Below are 16,631 nucleotides of genomic sequence, written 5' to 3'. Positions count from 1 at the left end.
ATGCAATGCCGCAGTGCGGCGAAGCTTTGTCTTGCCAAATATAGGATGGTTGAGTGTGAGAAACAGCATCATCGAACTGAAAAGCGCCGATCTCACCCTGGGCAATGCCGCAGCCTCCGTTCACGTTTTGAAGAGCATTGATCTTTCCATCGCGGAAGGCGAGGCGGTGGGCATCGTGGGGCCGTCCGGCTCGGGCAAGTCGACGCTTCTGATGGTGCTGGCCGGGTTGGAGCGCCTCGACAGTGGCCAGATCCTTGTCCGCGATACGCCGCTTCACACGCTCAGCGAGGACCGGCTGGCGGATTTCCGTGGCAAGAACATCGGCATCGTGTTTCAGTCCTTCCATCTGATCGCCAATATGACGGCCCTTGAAAATGTTGCCGTCCCGCTGGAGCTGGCCAACGTCAAGGGCGCCTTCGACATCGCGCGTCGGGAACTTGAGGCCGTTGGCCTCGGCGAACGCCTCAGCCACTATCCCGGCCAGCTTTCAGGCGGCGAGCAGCAGCGTGTGGCGATTGCCCGCGCCCTTGCGCCTTCTCCGGCGGTGCTGATCGCCGACGAGCCGACCGGAAACCTTGACACCGATACTGGTCGCCAGATTGCTGACCTTCTGTTCAACAAGCAGAAGGAGCGTGGCATGACGCTGATGCTGGTCACCCATGATCCGTCGCTGGCTGCCCGCTGCACACGGCAGATTCGCGTTGCGTCCGGCCGGATCGCCGGCGACAGCCGAACCGAGCCAAACCGCCTCGCTTCGGTGTCGGCATGACGGGTTTCACGTCACGCATTGCCATCGCCTTCCGTATCGCTTTGCGTGAGTTGCGCGGCGGGTTGAGCGGCTTCTATATCTTCCTTGCCTGCATCGCCCTCGGGACGGGGGCGATCGCGGCGGTCAATTCGGTTTCGACCGCTATCACCGATGCCATCTCCTCGGAAGGACGCACATTGCTTGCGGGTGACGTGCGCTTCGAGCTCGACAATCGCGAGGTGACACCGGAAGAACTGGCATTCCTGGAGCGTTTCGGCACGGTGTCCGTGACAACCAATCTTCGTTCCATGGCTCGCCTCGCCGACGGTTCCGACCAGTCGCTGGTGGAGATCAAGGCAGTGGATGGAGCCTATCCGCTTTATGGCCGTCTGGTGGCCGAGCCCGATCGTCCGCTCAGCGAACTGCTGGCACAGCGGGATGGTGCCTACGGCGCCATCGTCGCGCCGCTGTTGCTGGAGCGCATGAATATGGCGATTGGCGACGAACTGCTCGTCGGCAATGCACGCTTCCGCATCAACGGAACGATCACGACCGAACCCGATTCGATCTCTGACGGCTTCGGCTTTGCGCCACGCTTCCTCACGAGCCGTGACGGCCTGTTTGCGAGTGGTCTGGTGGCAACGGGCAGCCTCGTCGAGCATGCCTACAAGATCCGCTACACCGAGCCGGCTCCGACCGCTGAAGCGATCCGCGATCTCTCCCAGACCGAACATCCGACTGCGGGCTGGTCCATCCGCACCAGCGACCGCGCCGCCCCCGCGCTTACGGAAAATGTCGAACGGTTCTCGCAATTCCTGACCCTCGTTGGCCTCACTGCGCTGGTCGTGGGCGGTGTCGGTGTCGCCAATGCCGTGCGCGCCTTCCTTGATTCCAAGCGCACCGTGATTGCGACGCTGAAATGTGTCGGTGCCCCTGCGTCTGTCGTGGTGATGGTCTATCTCATCCAGATCACATTGGTCGCCTCGGTCGGCATCCTGGCCGGTCTTGTGCTCGGCGCCATAGCCCCGCCAATCACGGCGAGCTACCTCGCTGGCATCCTGCCGATTTCCGCCGAAGCGACGCTCTATCCGCGCGCGCTGCTGCTGGCTGCCGTCTTCGGCATGCTGGTGACCTTTGCCTTCGCCATATTGCCGCTGGGTCATGCCCGCAAGGTTCCCGCCACGGCACTCTTCCGCGAGCAGGGCTTCGAAGCCTCGGGACTGCCGCCCTGGCCCTATCTGCTCGCGATGGCGATGGCGCTTGCCGCTCTCGCCGCGCTTGCCATCTTCACCTCCGAACAGGAGCGCATCGCGGCCACTTTCCTCGCCGCCATGGCTGTTGGCTTCGTCCTGCTGCGGGTCGTGGCCCTCGGCATTTCCTATGCCGCACGGCGCAGCCCCCGGATCCATTCGGCGGCCTTGAGGTTGGCCGTCGGCAACATCCACCGGCCGGGCGCACTGACGCCGGCGGTCACGCTGTCGCTCGGTCTCGGCCTCAGCCTCCTTGTCGCACTCGCCCTGATAGACGGAAATCTTCGCCGGGAACTGACGGGCAATCTCCCGGAGCGGGCGCCGAACTTTTTCTTCGTCGACATCCAGGGCAGCGAAATCGACGGGTTCCGCAACCTCGTCGAGGGCATGGCGCCGCAAGGCAAGCTGATCGAGGTTCCGATGCTTCGTGGCCGTATCGCCGAACTCAACAACGTGGACGTCGCCAAGGTTGACGTGCCGCCGGAGGGACGCTGGGTGCTGCGCGGTGATCGCGGCCTGACCTATGCGAAGAACGTGCCGGAAAACAGTACCGTGACGGAAGGCGAATGGTGGGCCGATGGGTATGCCGGCGAACCGCTCGTGTCGTTTGCCGAGGAAGAAGGCCGCGAACTGGGCCTGAAGATCGGCGACACCGTCACCATCAACGTGCTCGGCCGCAATATCACCGCCAAGATCGCCAACTTCCGTACGGTGGAATGGGAAAGCCTGTCGATGAATTTCGTCATGGTCTTCTCGCCCAACACCTTCGCCGGCGCCCCACATGCGTGGCTGGCGACGCTGATCGACCAAGATGCGACCGCGGCACAGGAAGCCTCCATCCTGCGTTCGGTGACCCAGCAGTTCCCGACGATCACGACGGTACGGGTGAAGGATGCTCTCGACATTGTCGACCGCCTCGTCGGGCAGCTCGCCACCGCCATCCGGGCGGCCGCGGCGATTGCCCTGATCGCCTCTGTGCTCGTTCTTTCTGGAGCGCTGGCTGCGGGCAATCGTGCTCGCACGCATGATGCGGTGATCCTGAAGACGCTCGGCGCCACGCGTTCGATGCTGATCCGGGCCTTCACCTATGAATACATGCTGCTTGGTGCTGCTACCGCCCTTTTCGCGCTGATTGCCGGCGGAGGCATCGCCTGGTTCGTGCTCAGCCAGATCATGAACCTTCCGTCCAGCTTCCTTCCCGACGTGGCCCTGATGACCCTGGTCATCGCGCTCGTCGTGACGATCGGCATCGGATTGGCCGGTACGTGGCGTATTCTCGGCCAGAAAGCGGCCCCCGTGCTGCGGGAATTGTGATCCCTGCGGGCGGATGGATCAACCATCCGCCCAGGATTACGGCGATTTAAGATTGCGGCCCTTGTCGATGACACGGGAACCTCTCATATTGAAGTTACGCATGCTGGGCTTCACAGCGGCGCGGGAGCCATCCGGGCTCCGTCGTCCAACATTGAAGCTTTGAGAGAGGAAATCATGTCCGAACTTCGCAACTATCAGAGCCGCACGGGCCAGTCCCAGTCGGCCACGATGATCGACGAAGGTCTGCGCGCCTATATGCTGAAGGTTTACAACCTGATGGCCCTGGGCCTCGCCATTACCGGTGTCGCAGCCTTCGCAACATTCCAGATGGCGGTGACGGATGGCCAGTTGACGGCCTTCGGTCAGGCGATCTTCCTGAGCCCGTTGAAGTGGGTGGTCATCCTGGCGCCGGTCGCCATGGTGTTCTTCCTGAGCTTCCGTATCCATAAGATGAGCGTCTCTGCTGCGCAGACGACCTTCTGGGTCTATGCCGCTCTGATGGGCCTGTCGCTGTCGTCGATCTTCCTGATCTACACCGGCGCGAGCATCGTCCAGACCTTTTTCGTGACGGCCGCTTCGTTCGGTGCGCTTTCGCTCTACGGTTACACCACCAAGCGCGACCTTTCCGCCATGGGTTCGTTCCTGATGATGGGTCTCTTCGGCCTGATCATCGCCTCGCTGGTCAACCTGTTCATGGCCTCCTCGGCGCTGGACTTTGCGATCTCGGTGATCGGCGTGCTGATCTTCGCAGGCCTGACCGCCTACGACACGCAGTCGATCAAGGAGTCCTACCACGAGAGCCATTCGAGCGAGATGGCCGGTCGCAACGCCATCATGGGTGCGCTGCGCCTTTACCTCGACTTCATCAACCTCTTCCTGTTCCTGCTGCGCTTCCTCGGAAACCGCGAGTAGTCACGAGATCGAAGAGCTTTGATATCGCTTTCTGGACCCCCGAGTGGCCTCACTCGGGGGTCTTTTACGTGGCGGCTACCTCGCTCGCTGACGTTCTGGGGCCGGCGGCTGTCCCGGGTCTCGTTCGAGCTGTCTCTGCCGTCCTCCCGGATAGTTTGTGCATCCGGCGACTCCCGGCTTGCGACAAGTCTTAAAAAAGCGTTAAATTTCACTCGTGGACCGATGCAGGTTCAGGCGTCATACCCGTTGTGAGCGGGACTGCCAGGGTGAGAACACGTTATGAAGACGTTGACGATCGACATGCGCTTGGCTGGGCCCGGAGATGCGGCTGCGATCGCTGATGCCCATAGAAATGCCTGGACGCATGCCTATTCCGGGATCATTCCCTATCGGGCCCTGACCCGCATGATCGAGCGCCGCGGCGAATCGTGGTGGCGCAAGGCGACACGTGGCCCCGCCACCATCCTGGTGGCGGAAGTGGCGGGGACTGTCGCCGGCTACGCTTCGCTTGGATACAATCGCGCTCGCGTGCTGCCGCATGAAGGTGAGATTTACGAACTCTACCTGCGTCCGGAATATCAGGGCATCGGCCTCGGCTATCAGCTCTTCCACGAGGCGCGTCGGCTGCTGAAATCACTCGGCTGCAACGGAATGGTTGTGTGGTGCCTGGAAGACAGCGAGATCGCCGCCAACTTCTTTCGTAGCAATGGCGGCATGGATGCCGTCGAGGGCATGGAAGACTTTGACGATGTTCACCTCAAGAAGCTCGGCTTCATCTGGAACTGAAGCCGGATCCGTCAATCCACCACATAGCCCTCGGGCCAGCTGAAGGTGCGCTCGCTCGTCAGTTGACCGCGATTGCCGTACCAGAGCGGGGGCTGCATCCCGCAATCGAACCCTGCCGCAACCTTGTCTGCCACCTGTCTGGCCACGATGTTGGCGTTGGCCGTTGCCTTGGCATCGACCATGCCGACAAAGCAGGAGCCTGGATAGTCCGGGGTCGCAATGCGGGAGACAACGAGAACCTGGCCGGTGCTTTCCGGGCCGGGTGAACCGTCCGGCCCAGGGTTTTCGATGAACCAGCGGAGGATCGCGGCAAAGGGCTTGCCGGAGTCATCCAGCCGCCACTCGATCTTGTCGTTAACGCGGTTGAAGGCACTGAAACTCTCGAAGCCGGCGTCGCGCAATTCCCTGTCGACGGGGCCGAACAGCACGCTCTGCCGGAGGTCTCCTTCCTTGAAATGAACAGCCAGGCCCTTGAAGCCCTTGCAAAGCATACTGGCGCCCATCGCATCGGCTTCGATGGTCTGGCAATTGTCGAGGTCGAGGTTGGTATAGGCGCTGTCATTGGCCTGCGCCGGTGCCGCGAGGGTAATCTTTGCGGCCATGAGCACTGCGATCCGCACAGGGGTGGTGGCTTGCATCGTCTCATCTCCTGTATGCCCGCCGGTGAAGGCGAAGGGGCTTCTCCCAAAGCCGTGTTGCATTGCGCCATAATTCGCATTAGGTAACGCAGGAATTCAACACTCTACGGGGTCCAAAATATGCGTATTGATGCCATTGCCATCGGCAAGAACCCGCCGGAAGACATCAACGTCATCGTCGAAGTTCCTGTCGGCGGCCAGCCGATCAAGTATGAGATGGACAAGGACGCCGGCACGCTGGTCGTCGACCGTTTCCTCTACACCCCGATGACCTATCCGGGCAATTACGGCTTCGTGCCGCACACGCTCTGCAAGGATGGCGACCCGCTCGACGTCCTCATCTGCAACACGCGCCCGCTCGTTCCGGGCTGCGTCATCAATGTCCGCCCGATCGGCGTAATGATGATGGAAGACGATGGCGGCATGGACGAGAAGATCCTCGCCGTGCCGGTGCCGAAGCTGACCCGTCGCTACGACAAGATCACGAACTATACGGATCTTCCGGAAATCACACTGAAGCAGATCCAGCACTTCTTCGAGCACTACAAGGACCTCGAGCCGGGTAAGTGGGTCAAGATCGGCGACTGGATGGACGTCGATGTCGCCAAGCAGATCATCCTCGACTCGATCCAGCGGGCCAAGGACGAAGGCAAGTAAGTTCAGGCCGAGGCGACTGCCTCTATCCGCGATTTCAAGTCCTCCGGATCGCCCTCGATCCGGAGGATTTTTTGTCTGGCGGTCTCGCCGGAGACAACCGTTATGGCGGTTTTCGGGATTCTGAGCGTCTTCGAGAGCAGCGCAACAAGTGCCTTGTTGGCCTTGCCCTTTTCCGGCACGGTAGTCACGCGCGCCTTGAGGTGCGCCAGACCGTCAGCACCAACCTCTACACCGTCAAACGCATCGCGCCCGCCATTCGGTGTCAGCCGAACGGCGAGCAGCAGATGATCATGGCCAAGACGGCAGGGGCTGGTCACGCCACCAGCGGATAGATGCTGTTCCAGAGGAAGGAACGCAGGAAGAAGATAATCAAAAGAACCACGATCGGCGAGATGTCGATGCCGCCGAGGTCCGGCATGAAGCGGCGGATCGGACGCAGGACGGGTTCGGTGACGTTGTGAAAGAACTGTCCGAGCGAAGCGACGAAGCGGTTGCTGGAATTGATCACGTTGAAGGCATAGAGCCAGGAGAAGATCGCACTGCCGATCAGAATCCAGGTGAAGATGCTCAGGGCAAGGTCGATCGTCTGAAACAGGGCGTACATTCAGGTCTCCATTTCTCGGTTGACAGAGATGTAGACATTGGCGACTTAACGGACAAGTGGATGGGGCCCACGCAATCCGAATCATGTTTAACGGCGGGCCTGCCCCCGCAGTCCAAGGTATTGTTCGATGCACGCCTCCTCAGCCGACGATCGTTTTGCTGCGTTTCGGCATACTTCCTACACGCGCTTCTTCTTTGCCCGCTTCCTCGGCGCCTTCGCCACCCAGATCCTCAGCGTCTCGGTCGGTTGGCAGATGTATGACCAGACCGGCAATGTCTTCTATCTCGGCCTGATCGGTCTCGTGCAGTTCCTGCCATCGCTGTTGCTGATCCTGGTGACCGGTTCCGTTGCCGATCGCTACAATCGCCGAGCGATCGTCGCGGCCTGTATGATCGTCAGTGCCGCCTGTGCGGGGGCGCTGCTGGGGCTGACGATGGCGGATGCCTTCGAGCCGACGATCGTCTTTTCCATCCTTGTGATCTTTGGTATCGAGCGCGCCTTTGCCGCACCTGCCGTCCAGTCCCTTGCACCCAATCTGGTGCCGCAGAAGGATCTGTCGAATGCGGTTGCCTGGAACTCGTCTTCCTGGCAAACGGCCTCCATCGTCGGACCCGTCGCCGGAGGCCTGCTCTACGGTGCAAGCCCCGTCCTGGCCTATTCAGTGTCTCTCGCCTTTTTTGCCGGCGCCGCCGTTCTGGTCTTCCTGGTGAAGAGGCCGCCGCAACGCCAACCGGGCAAGGCGGTCACGCTCGATACCTTGTTTGCCGGCTTCCGCTTCATCTTCGGCGAGAAGGTGGTGCTCGGCGCGATTTCGCTTGATCTCTTCGCCGTGCTGCTGGGAGGTGCCGTGGCGTTGATGCCGGTCTTCGCCCGCGACATTCTCGATCTCGGCCCCTGGGGGCTCGGCCTTTTGCGCGCCGCACCCGGGATCGGCGCCATCATCGTCGCGATCGCGCTTGCAAGCTTTCCGATCCGCCACAATGCCGGGACCTTCATGTTCATCGGTGTTGCCCTCTTCGGGGTCGGGACGATCCTGTTCGGCTTCTCCCAGACGGCCTGGCTGTCAATATTCGCGCTGATGCTGATGGGCGCCGCCGACATGGCGTCCGTCTATGTGCGCGAGACGCTGATTGCGCTCTGGACACCGGACGAGGTGCGCGGCCGTGTCAACGCCGTCAACATGGTCTTCGTCGGTGCGTCCAATGAGCTCGGCGAGTTCCGGGCCGGCACTATGGCGCATTTCATCGGGCCGGTACCTGCCGTCGTGCTTGGTGGCTTTGGGACGCTCGCGGTTGCCGCCGTCTGGGCGCTCGGTTTCCCGCAATTGCGCAAGATCGACAGCCTTGAGGCGCCGGAGCGTCAGGACGTGCGCTGACTGCGCTCGAAGACCAGGTCGAGAAAGTCCGACAACCAGGCTCGTAGCGGCGCGTCGAAAATCATCCGGCCTTCCAGATGCTCGCGGCCTTGCTGGGCATTCGGCAGGACAAAGCGATGGGCGCCGTGAACCACCCAGCGGTGCATCATGGCGCGGGTCAATTCGGCATGGAACTGCACCGCCCAGGCATTCTCACCATAGTGAAAGGCCTGGTTCGGATATATGTCTCCGGTCGCCAGCAGTTTGGCGCCCTGTGGCAGGCTGAAGCCCTCGCGGTGGAAGTGATAGACCATCTTCGGCCAGTGCATCAGTAAGCGGCCATGTTCGGTCGGCTTGATCGGATACCAGCCGATTTCGGTGCGCTCATCCCGGTCGGCCTCCACCTTGCCGCCGAGGTGACGGACCAGCATCTGGGCGCCAAGGCAGATGCCGAGGAACGGTTTGTTTTCCTTGAGCGGCACATCGAGCCAGTTGATTTCGGTCTTGATGTAGTCGTCGGGATCGTTCGCGCTCATCGGACCGCCAAAGACGACCGCGCCCGCATGGTCCGCCAAGGTTTTTGGCAGAGCCTGCCCAAGCACCGGACGGCGGATGTCGAGGGGATAGCCCTTCTCCTCGAGCATCTGGCCGACACGGCCGGGGCTCGATCGCTCCTGGTGCAGGACGATCAGGACAGGCTGTTTGCGATCGCGAGGGCGCGATCGTTCGTCACGTGGCATCGTCGATCGCTCCAAGGCCGGCTCGTTCGGCCGCTTCCTGCCTTTGGACGATGCGTTCACGCCCGGATACGCCGAGCAGGTCGGCGACCCGCCAGATGGCGTGGTCTTCCATCTCACTGCGGCTGCCGTCTGCATAGACGATGTCCCAGAGGATGCCGACCAGATGTTGGCGCTCGTCTTCGTTCAGCTGTCGCTTCAGTTCCGTGGTGAAGCGGTAGTAATCGACTGCCTCGCTCTCGGCGTCCTGACCAGCCGCGATCAAGGCGTCGATGTCGCTCTCTTCGAGCCCGTATTCCTCCTTGAGGATTTCCCGCAGTTTTGCCTTTTCGGCGTCGCGAACGACGCCGTCCGCTTCCATGACCTGGAGACAGAGGGCGGCAACGGCGATCCGAGGGTCGTCAGGCGCAAAGACCGCCTTGGGGCGGTCCTGCATCATGGATTGAAAGAAGGATTGCAGGCGATCGAGCATGCCGGTTCCTGTCAGAAGAGTTTCAGTCGGGTCTTGGGTTCCGGTGCAGCGAGCGCCGGATCCTTGACGCCGGGGTCATCGGGAGGGCGACCGAAAAAGGGTTCGACCACTGCGGCCTCCTTCGCGGGCCTACCTTCCTTCGTTGAGTCAGCCGCCGGGGTCTCCGGCTTCGCCGGCTTGGCCAAAGGCACCTCTGGTTCTGCCGATTTGGCTGAAACCTCACCTTCGATCACTGGGCCCTTTGTCTCCATCACTTTTGGGCGTGTCGGCTCGACCAAAGGCTCGGGCTTGGCTGGAGCTTCCGTCCGAGCAACAGGCGGAAGTGATGCGAGCGCTTTCTCGCCTTGGGATGCCGTGCCTTCCTCGATCGGGCTAGCCAACTGGTCGAAGGGCGTCTTCCATTCGAACGCGTCGAGGCGGCCGGTTACCGGCGAGATCGGCATCCAGCGCTCAGACACGTGGCCATCGGCCACCCAGGACGGATCCCTTGGTGCTTTGAGCGCCTGACCCATCCAATGGCGGATTCGGCCCTGGTCGCCGGTCTCGGCTTCCTCGATGTCAGCCAGCAGCAGATAGACGCGTTCGCGCGAGGCAATACGGGCCGCTGCTTCGGCCTTGGCACGGGCCTTCTTGAAGTCCTGCGCATCGAGCGCTGCTTCCGCAACGGCTAGCAGGGACTCATAGTTATTCGGCTTCAGAGCTTCCAGCTTTTCGGCCTTCTTCAGGCGGTCGACCGCACTGTCGCCGCTGCGGGCTCTGACATAGGCGCGGGCGATTTCCGGATGCGGCTCGATCTTCCAGACCTGCTCCAGGGTGTTCGACGCCTTGCGCAGATTGTCTTCGCGCATGTAGGCCTTGGCGGCGACGATGGCGGCGGGCACCAGATCCTTGGCGAGTTTCAACGCCTTCAAGGCGCTGTCGCGCGCGCCGGCCGGATCGGCTTCCAGCTGGTCTTCGGCCTTTGCGGTAAGCAGGACCGCCTTCAGGCGTTCAGCTTCATGACGTTCAAGGACGTGGGCGATCTTCTGCTGATCGAGCAGGCGGATCGCATCGTCCCAATGACCGGCGCGGCAGCGGTGTTCCAGCGTCGCCTTCGCTGCCCATGGCAGATAGGGCGCAGCTTCTGCTGCGGTTTCGGCATATTGCCGGGCAGCCTCATGCGCGCCGAGGCGGTTCGCTTCCACGTAAAGGCCGCGCAGTCCAAGCTCCCGGGTTTCGGGGTCCTCCGACATCTCCTGGAACAGGCGACGGGCCTCGTCGTGACGGCCTTCGATCAATGCAGCCTGGGCATCGAGAACGCGGATCAGTGGTTCCTGGTCGGCGCGGATCAGGCCACGGGCGCGGGCGCTCATCTTGCGGGCGAGAATAGCATTGCCGGCGCCGGCTGCAATCAGGCCGGTGGATATCGCCTGGTAGCCACGGTCCCGTTTGCGTGCGCGGAAAAAGCGGCGGACCGAATGTGGCGAGGTCCACACTGTGCGGAGCAGCCACCACAGAAGCATGAGGGTGGCGACGAGGGCGACCAGCGCCGTCACCGCGACGATGAGATCGGTATTGTATTGCTGGCCTTCCCAGATCAGCGAGATTTCACCGGGACGATCGGCCACCCAGGAAAAACCGAAACCCAGCGCCAGGATGAAGCCGAAGAAGAAGAGGATCTTGAGGATGGTGGTCATGCGTCAGCCTCCGTTCCCGGCCACGGTCTGGGACAGGGCGGCGGCAACACGCTCCTCGGCCTCGATCCTGTTTTTCAGCTTGGTGGAAAACTCGGAGGATGCCTGCTTGCCGGCCTCGGGCAGCGTCTCCCATTCAAGAGCAGCTCCCTTCAGGTCGCCGTTCTGCAGCTTGTTCTCGACGCGGGCAACGATGGCCTCGGGCGTCTCGCCTTCGACATTGCCGACCGGTCGAACCTTGACCAGAGACCGGGCGCTTGCGAGCAGACGGTCTGTCCAGCCTTCGCCGGTTGCCGGCTGGTTGATGGCAGCGAGGATATCCTCTGCGACCTGGTTGAAGTCGCGAGCAAGATCCGAGCGAGACGACACACCGGCGCTCGCGAGCGGAGTGAGTGCTGCTATGGCCGGGTCTTCCGGCGACACGCTCTTCAGCGCGTCGAGCTCCGACAGGAAGGGGCCGCCGCGATCGATGGCGGTCTTGAGGCCGGCCAACGCAATCGCCCGCGCCATTTCAACATCGCTGCGCGGCTCTTCGAGCTTGCGCTCGGCTTCGGTCAGACGGGTGGTGCTCTGATCCAGAGCCTGCTTGTTGCTGGCGATTTCGGCACGCAGCGATTCAATCGCCTGTTCAGCCGCGACAAGCTGGGTCTTCAGTGCTTCAACCGCTGCCGCATCGGCTGCGGGAGCTGAGCCGGCATTGGCGACACTTGTTTCCAGGGCCGCAATACGCTCGGCCAGAGCAGGGTCTGTGGCCGGTGCTGCCGGTTGCGCAGCCAGGCGCGCAACCTCTATTTTCAATGCATCGAGCTCTGCCGTATCCATGACAGGGGCTTGAGCGGCCTGCTCGGGGCCGAGACCCGGCACGATCCCGGCATATTGCATGCTGCCCGCGAGGGCGAGCGCCACGAGGCCGCCGAAGATGCCGGAGGCGACCAGCGTCGAGGTTGCGGGTGATTGGCGGATCGGCTCCTGGGAAGGCGGCGCTTGGGTCTTCGCCGTGTTGTCGACAGGCGCGTCCTTTTCGCCGATCGACGTGGTTGATTCCGAGGTCTGAGGCGCAGGTTCCCAGGGGTCGGCGGGCGTGTCGGTCCGGGTGTCGCTTGCCGGTGTGGCGTCTGCGGGCGCACCATCAGTCACCAAAGACGGGGCAGGGGCATCAGATGGCGCGGCATCGACCGTGCCGTCATCCCTCGGTGTGGCGGCTTCCTGAGCGGTCAGATCTATCGTCACCGGATCATCGGTGGCTTTCGATCGACGGGGTGGCTTTCCGGAAACCATGGCAACCTCTTCATTTCGCGCGTGTGGCTAAACCTAGTCAGTCCTCATGGCGAAGGAAAGGCCTGAGGTTCCATTTCACGCGGCACTGCATCAAAGCAGAAGAAGCAGTTGATCCTCCCGAGGTTCCATCGACCACTGGCTGTTGGGCTGAATTTCTGCGGGGAGGGCTGAAGCGATCTTGTCGCTGAGGCATAGAAAGCGTACCCGGCGCCAGTCGAGCGTTTCACGCGTCTGGTTGTGCAATTCGCCCAGACGTCGGGCCGTTTCGGATGAGTAAACCAGGATGGCATCGGGCATCGGCGTAAGCATCCGGATCACTTCGGCGTCCGCATGCGTTGCCGGGATCATCCGATAGCATTCTCGGATATCGACCGAATATCCCGCTTCGGCGAGGTCTGTCTCGAATTCTGAGGACCGCGGGGTGCCGGTCAGATAGATGATTGGTGCCGCTGGATCGCGCCTGGCGATGAGCAGTCTCGCCAGCGACCTGCCGTCGCCATCGGCAACCGAGACGTCGTCAAATCCGGCGTCCCGGGCTGCTCGCGCCGTGGCGCGACCGACGGCGAAGAGGGGCAGGGCGAGGAACGGTTGTTGTGCTTCATCCGTCAGGGTCTCGATCACGCGCATCGCCTCGGCGCTGGTCACGGCTATGGCAGCCGTGCCGGTCAGGGGCGGCGGCGCCAGTGCCTGCGGTTGCTGCACTGCCTGCATCAGCGGCAGCAGGACCGGCTCATGGCCACGACGCTCAAGCTCGGCGGCAGTTCTGGCCGATGCCGGCTCGGGGCGCGTCACCAGAACGCGCATCGGTTCAGCTCCAGCTGTCGAAGAAGTCGGTACCAGCCTTGGCTCGCACCGTGCCGCCGGCTTGTGCACCAAGCACGGCACCTTCCGTGCGGCTGCCCTCGATCTCCACATCGTGCCAGCGGCTGCCATCGGGCGTGAGGATCATGCCGGCAAAGCGGATTGCGTCTCCGTCGACCGTTGCGTGGCCCGCAATCGGCGTGCGGCAGGAGCCATCGAGTGCGCCGAGAAAGGCCCGTTCGCAGCTCACGGCATCGAAAGTGTCGCGGTCATTGATCGCGTCGAGCAGGTCGTTGACCCTGGTGTCGCCGATACGGCTCTCGATGCAGATCGCGCCCTGGGCCGGAGCCGGGGGAAAGTCGGCTGGATTGAGCAGTTCGGTCGGAACATCAGGTTTTCCAAGACGGCGCAGGCCGGCATAGGCGAGGAGGGTCGCGTCGACTTCCCCGTCTGCGAGCTTGCGCAGGCGCGTGTCCACGAGGCCGCGAAAGGTGATGACTTTGATGTCGGGACGGATGCGACGGATGAGCGCCTGGCGTCGAAGCGACGACGAGCCGACGGTTGCTCCCTCCGGGAGTTCCTTCAGCGTCGGGGCTGTGCGGCCAACGACGGCATCACGGACATCTTCGCGTGGCAGGAAGGCCGAGAGGAAAAGCCCTTCCGGCAACTTGGTCGGCATGTCCTTGGACGAATGCACGGCGAAATCGAGATCGCCCGACAGCAACTGTTCTTCCAGTTCTTCGGTGAACAGCCCCTTGCCGCCGATTTCGGAGAGGGGGCGGTCGGTGATCCGATCGCCCTTGGTGGAGAGCACCACAATCTCGAACATGTCCTCTGGCAGACCATGGGCCTCCATCAGGCGGCGGCGGGTCTCATAGGCCTGGGCGAGAGCGAGCGGGCTGCCCCGCGTGCCGATGCGGAAAGGTTTTGTTTGCATCCGAACTTGTCCGTTGTTACCGACAGATTTCGTAGACCGGTTTCTCGGCAACCGCAATCAATGAACGGGTTCCATGACATCCAAACTGCGCATCCTCGGCATCGAAACCAGCTGTGACGAGACGGCGGCCGCTGTCGTCACGCGGCTTGCTGATGGCTCTGCTATCACCGAGGCGGATGTCGTCTTGAGCCAGCTCGACGAGCACAGCGCCTATGGTGGTGTGGTGCCGGAGATTGCGGCACGCGCCCATGTCGATGCGCTGGATACGCTGATCGAGGAAGCGCTCACCCGGGCAGGCATCACGCTGGCCGAGGTGGATGCCATCGCCGCTACCTCCGGCCCCGGCCTGATAGGTGGCCTTCTCATTGGGTTGATGACCGGCAAGGCAATCGCGCGGGCGACGGGCAAGCCGCTTTACGCCGTCAACCATCTCGAGGGCCATGCACTGACCGCGCGTCTCACCGATGGCGTTCCCTTTCCCTATCTGATGCTGCTGGTTTCAGGCGGCCACACGCAATTGGTTCTGGTCAAAGGCGTTGGCGAATACGAGCGTTGGGGCACCACGGTCGATGACGCGCTGGGCGAAGCCTTCGACAAGACCGCCAAGCTTCTCGGGCTTCCCTATCCGGGTGGTCCCGCCGTCGAGCGGGCGGCGGCCACGGGCAATCCCAAGCGGTTTGCCTTTCCCCGGCCTTTGGTTGGCGAGGCTCGCCTCGATTTTTCCTTCTCGGGCCTGAAGACCGCCGTACGTCAGGCGGCGGAAGGCATCGCGCCTGTCACCGATCAGGACATCGCCGATATCTGCGCTTCGTTCCAGCATGCCATCTCGCGCACGCTGAAGGATCGCATCGGCCGAGGCCTGCAGCGGTTCAGGCAAACATTTCCTGATGTGACCGAGCCTGCTCTGGTCGTGGCCGGCGGTGTCGCTGCCAATAAAGAGGTGCGCCAGACGCTGGATACGCTCTGCGCCGAGCATCGCTTCCGCTTTGTCGCGCCGCCGCATCATCTGTGCACCGACAATGCCGTGATGATCGCCTGGGCGGGCCTGGAACGCATGGCGCTTGGCATGCCCTCGGATGATCTTGCCGTCGCCCCCCGGTCGCGCTGGCCGCTGGATCAGGATGCGAAAGCTTTGCTTGCTTACGGCAAGCGTGGGGCCAAGGCATGAGCGGGATGCAGCGTATCGCCGTGATCGGCGCCGGTGCTTTTGGTACCGCGCTTGCCGCAGTGATTGCCCAGACCGGAAAGGGCGACGTGGTTCTGATTGGCCGCGATGCCTCGGTGATGGCAGATCTTGCCGCCAGTCGGGTGCATGAGGCCGCGCTCCCCGGTATCCGTCTGCCCGACACACTTGCCTTTTCTTCCACGCCGAAGGATCTCGTGAGTGCGGACATCGTGCTCTTCGCGATGCCATCCCAGGCGCAGATCGCGGCGGCCGAAACCTATGGGCCGCATCTGAAGCCGGGTGCGCCCGTCGTCATCTGCGCCAAGGGCATCGAGAAGCAAAGTTCGCGTCTGCTTACTGACGTTCTGGAAACGGCACTTCCCGGCCATCCAATCGCGATGCTCTCGGGTCCGGGCTTTGCGGCCGATATTGCCAAGGGCCTCCCGACGGCTATGGCGATCGCGGCTGAGGATCTTGTTCTGGCTGAGCAGCTCGCCAAGGCGATTTCCGGCCAGACTTTCCGGCTTTATGCGTCCGATGACCGGATCGGCGTGCAGCTCGGCGGTGCCTTGAAGAACGTGCTCGCGATTGCCTGCGGCATCGTCGAAGGGATGGGGCTGGGTGATTCGGCGCGGGCGGCACTCATCGCTCGTGGCCTTGCGGAAATGTCGAGACTGGTCGACGCGATGGGCGGGCGAGGGGACACGGTGCGGGGCTTGTCTGGTCTCGGTGACCTCGTGTTGACGGCGACCAGCCACCAATCACGCAATCTGCGCTTCGGCATCGCGCTCGGCCGTGGCGAACCCATCGGCTCCCAGCAAGGTTCGCTCGTCGAAGGTGCCTTTGCGGCTGCGGTCGCCGCGCGTCTCGCCGAAGGTCACCAGATCGAGATGCCGATTACTGAGGCCGTTGCCGCGATCATCGATGGCAGACTGGACATCCCGACCGCGATCACCCAACTGATGTCGCGACCGATCACCACCGAATAAGAGACCCCTTAGGAGAGACAAGATGCTGTTTGCCGTCATCTGCGCCGACAAGCCAGGCCACCTGAACCTTCGGATGGAAACACGTCCGCCGCATGTCGAGTGGCTGAATGGGCTCAATGCCGCCGGCCAGTTGAAGATCGCCGGCCCGTTCCTCGATTCCGACGGCAAGCCCTGCGGTTCGATGCTGATCATCTCCTCCGACGACATCGAGGCCGCCAAGGCGCTGGCAGCACAAGACCCCTATGCCAAGGCCGGCCTGTTTGAGAGCGTCGAGATCAAGCCCTATAACTGGGTCTTCAACAATCCGGAGGCGTGA

Annotated in this window: 18 protein-coding genes; 9 read left to right on the top strand and 9 right to left on the bottom strand. The window is 62.5% G+C overall.

Annotated features, from left to right (window positions below; translation table 11 throughout):
* Positions 1 to 55: 55 nt before the first annotated feature.
* The 4 genes from J2045_RS08305 (at position 56) to J2045_RS08290 (ending at position 5,010) form a co-directional block, all read left to right on the top strand.
* Positions 56 to 769, top strand: a complete 714-nt coding sequence (locus tag J2045_RS08305; protein ID WP_166600425.1) for an ABC transporter ATP-binding protein — start codon at positions 56 to 58, stop codon at positions 767 to 769.
* Positions 766 to 3,312 carry an ABC transporter permease gene (locus tag J2045_RS08300; RefSeq protein ID WP_307371545.1) on the top strand — a complete coding sequence of 849 codons (2,547 nt, stop codon included), beginning with the start codon at positions 766 to 768 and terminating at the stop codon, positions 3,310 to 3,312. Before J2045_RS08305 ends, J2045_RS08300 begins: the two co-directional genes overlap by 4 nt.
* A 174-nt stretch (positions 3,313 to 3,486) precedes the next feature.
* Complete coding sequence (locus tag J2045_RS08295; protein WP_307371543.1) at positions 3,487 to 4,224, top strand: Bax inhibitor-1/YccA family protein; 738 nt, start codon at positions 3,487 to 3,489, stop codon at positions 4,222 to 4,224.
* Positions 4,225 to 4,503: 279 nt separating this feature from the next.
* Entirely contained in the window at positions 4,504 to 5,010 is a 507-nt protein-coding gene (locus J2045_RS08290) for a GNAT family N-acetyltransferase (protein WP_307371540.1), read from the top strand.
* Positions 5,011 to 5,021: 11 nt separating this feature from the next.
* Here J2045_RS08290 and J2045_RS08285 read toward each other — a convergent pair whose 3' ends face one another.
* Entirely contained in the window at positions 5,022 to 5,648 is a 627-nt protein-coding gene (locus J2045_RS08285) for a hypothetical protein (RefSeq protein WP_307371538.1), read from the bottom strand.
* 120 nt (positions 5,649 to 5,768) lie between these two features.
* Here J2045_RS08285 and ppa point away from each other — a divergent pair, with 120 nt between their 5' ends.
* Positions 5,769 to 6,305 carry an inorganic diphosphatase gene (ppa, locus tag J2045_RS08280; RefSeq protein WP_166600420.1) on the top strand — a complete coding sequence of 179 codons (537 nt, stop codon included), beginning with the start codon at positions 5,769 to 5,771 and terminating at the stop codon, positions 6,303 to 6,305.
* Between the two features lie 2 nt (positions 6,306 to 6,307).
* On the opposite strand, the gene J2045_RS08275 is transcribed toward ppa, so the two are convergent.
* Together J2045_RS08275 and J2045_RS08270 are read right to left on the bottom strand one after the other, a co-directional pair.
* A complete protein-coding gene (locus J2045_RS08275) occupies positions 6,308 to 6,622 on the bottom strand; it encodes a DUF167 domain-containing protein (protein WP_307371535.1) in 315 nt (104 codons plus the stop codon).
* On the bottom strand, positions 6,619 to 6,909 hold the full coding sequence (locus tag J2045_RS08270) for a YggT family protein (RefSeq protein WP_166600418.1): 291 nt from the start codon (positions 6,907 to 6,909) through the stop codon (positions 6,619 to 6,621). Before J2045_RS08270 ends, J2045_RS08275 begins: the two co-directional genes overlap by 4 nt.
* Positions 6,910 to 7,036: 127 nt before the next feature.
* On the opposite strand from J2045_RS08270, the gene J2045_RS08265 reads away from it, so the two are divergent.
* Positions 7,037 to 8,284, top strand: coding sequence for an MFS transporter (locus J2045_RS08265; protein ID WP_307371531.1), 1,248 nt, complete (start codon positions 7,037 to 7,039; stop codon positions 8,282 to 8,284).
* On the opposite strand, the gene J2045_RS08260 is transcribed toward J2045_RS08265, so the two are convergent.
* The 6 genes from J2045_RS08260 to hemC all read right to left on the bottom strand — a co-directional run bounded on the left by J2045_RS08260 (position 8,269) and on the right by hemC (position 14,161).
* Positions 8,269 to 9,003 carry a glutamine amidotransferase gene (locus J2045_RS08260; RefSeq protein WP_307371529.1) on the bottom strand — a complete coding sequence of 245 codons (735 nt, stop codon included), beginning with the start codon at positions 9,001 to 9,003 and terminating at the stop codon, positions 8,269 to 8,271. The genes J2045_RS08265 and J2045_RS08260 overlap by 16 nt on opposite strands.
* Positions 8,993 to 9,472, bottom strand: a complete 480-nt coding sequence (locus J2045_RS08255) for a tellurite resistance TerB family protein (RefSeq protein WP_307371527.1) — start codon at positions 9,470 to 9,472, stop codon at positions 8,993 to 8,995. The genes J2045_RS08260 and J2045_RS08255 overlap by 11 nt, the downstream gene beginning before the upstream one ends.
* Positions 9,473 to 9,483: 11 nt before the next feature.
* Positions 9,484 to 11,148: a heme biosynthesis protein HemY gene (locus tag J2045_RS08250; RefSeq protein ID WP_307371525.1), complete on the bottom strand. Its 1,665-nt coding sequence runs from the start codon at positions 11,146 to 11,148 to the stop codon at positions 9,484 to 9,486.
* A gap of 3 nt (positions 11,149 to 11,151) precedes the next feature.
* On the bottom strand, positions 11,152 to 12,423 hold the full coding sequence (locus J2045_RS08245; RefSeq protein ID WP_307371523.1) for a COG4223 family protein: 1,272 nt from the start codon (positions 12,421 to 12,423) through the stop codon (positions 11,152 to 11,154).
* A gap of 90 nt (positions 12,424 to 12,513) precedes the next feature.
* Positions 12,514 to 13,227 (bottom strand): uroporphyrinogen-III synthase, encoded by a 714-nt coding sequence (locus J2045_RS08240; RefSeq protein ID WP_307371521.1) that lies wholly within the window; start codon positions 13,225 to 13,227, stop codon positions 12,514 to 12,516.
* Between the two features lie 4 nt (positions 13,228 to 13,231).
* Positions 13,232 to 14,161 carry a hydroxymethylbilane synthase gene (hemC, locus tag J2045_RS08235; protein ID WP_307371520.1) on the bottom strand — a complete coding sequence of 310 codons (930 nt, stop codon included), beginning with the start codon at positions 14,159 to 14,161 and terminating at the stop codon, positions 13,232 to 13,234.
* Between the two features lie 73 nt (positions 14,162 to 14,234).
* On the opposite strand from hemC, the gene tsaD reads away from it, so the two are divergent.
* The 3 genes from tsaD to J2045_RS08220 are packed head-to-tail and all read left to right on the top strand — an operon-like array spanning position 14,235 to position 16,631.
* Complete coding sequence (tsaD, locus tag J2045_RS08230) at positions 14,235 to 15,329, top strand: tRNA (adenosine(37)-N6)-threonylcarbamoyltransferase complex transferase subunit TsaD (protein WP_307371518.1); 1,095 nt, start codon at positions 14,235 to 14,237, stop codon at positions 15,327 to 15,329.
* On the top strand, positions 15,326 to 16,315 hold the full coding sequence (locus tag J2045_RS08225) for an NAD(P)H-dependent glycerol-3-phosphate dehydrogenase (RefSeq protein WP_307371515.1): 990 nt from the start codon (positions 15,326 to 15,328) through the stop codon (positions 16,313 to 16,315). Before tsaD ends, J2045_RS08225 begins: the two co-directional genes overlap by 4 nt.
* Positions 16,316 to 16,337: 22 nt before the next feature.
* On the top strand, positions 16,338 to 16,631 hold the full coding sequence (locus J2045_RS08220) for a YciI-like protein (RefSeq protein WP_307371513.1): 294 nt from the start codon (positions 16,338 to 16,340) through the stop codon (positions 16,629 to 16,631).

It is taken from the genome of Peteryoungia aggregata LMG 23059 (assembly GCF_030814435.1).
GTDB lineage: Bacteria > Pseudomonadota > Alphaproteobacteria > Rhizobiales > Rhizobiaceae > Allorhizobium > Allorhizobium aggregatum.
Note: the sequence above shows the minus strand (reverse complement) of the source record. Positions and strands in the feature narration are given on the sequence as shown.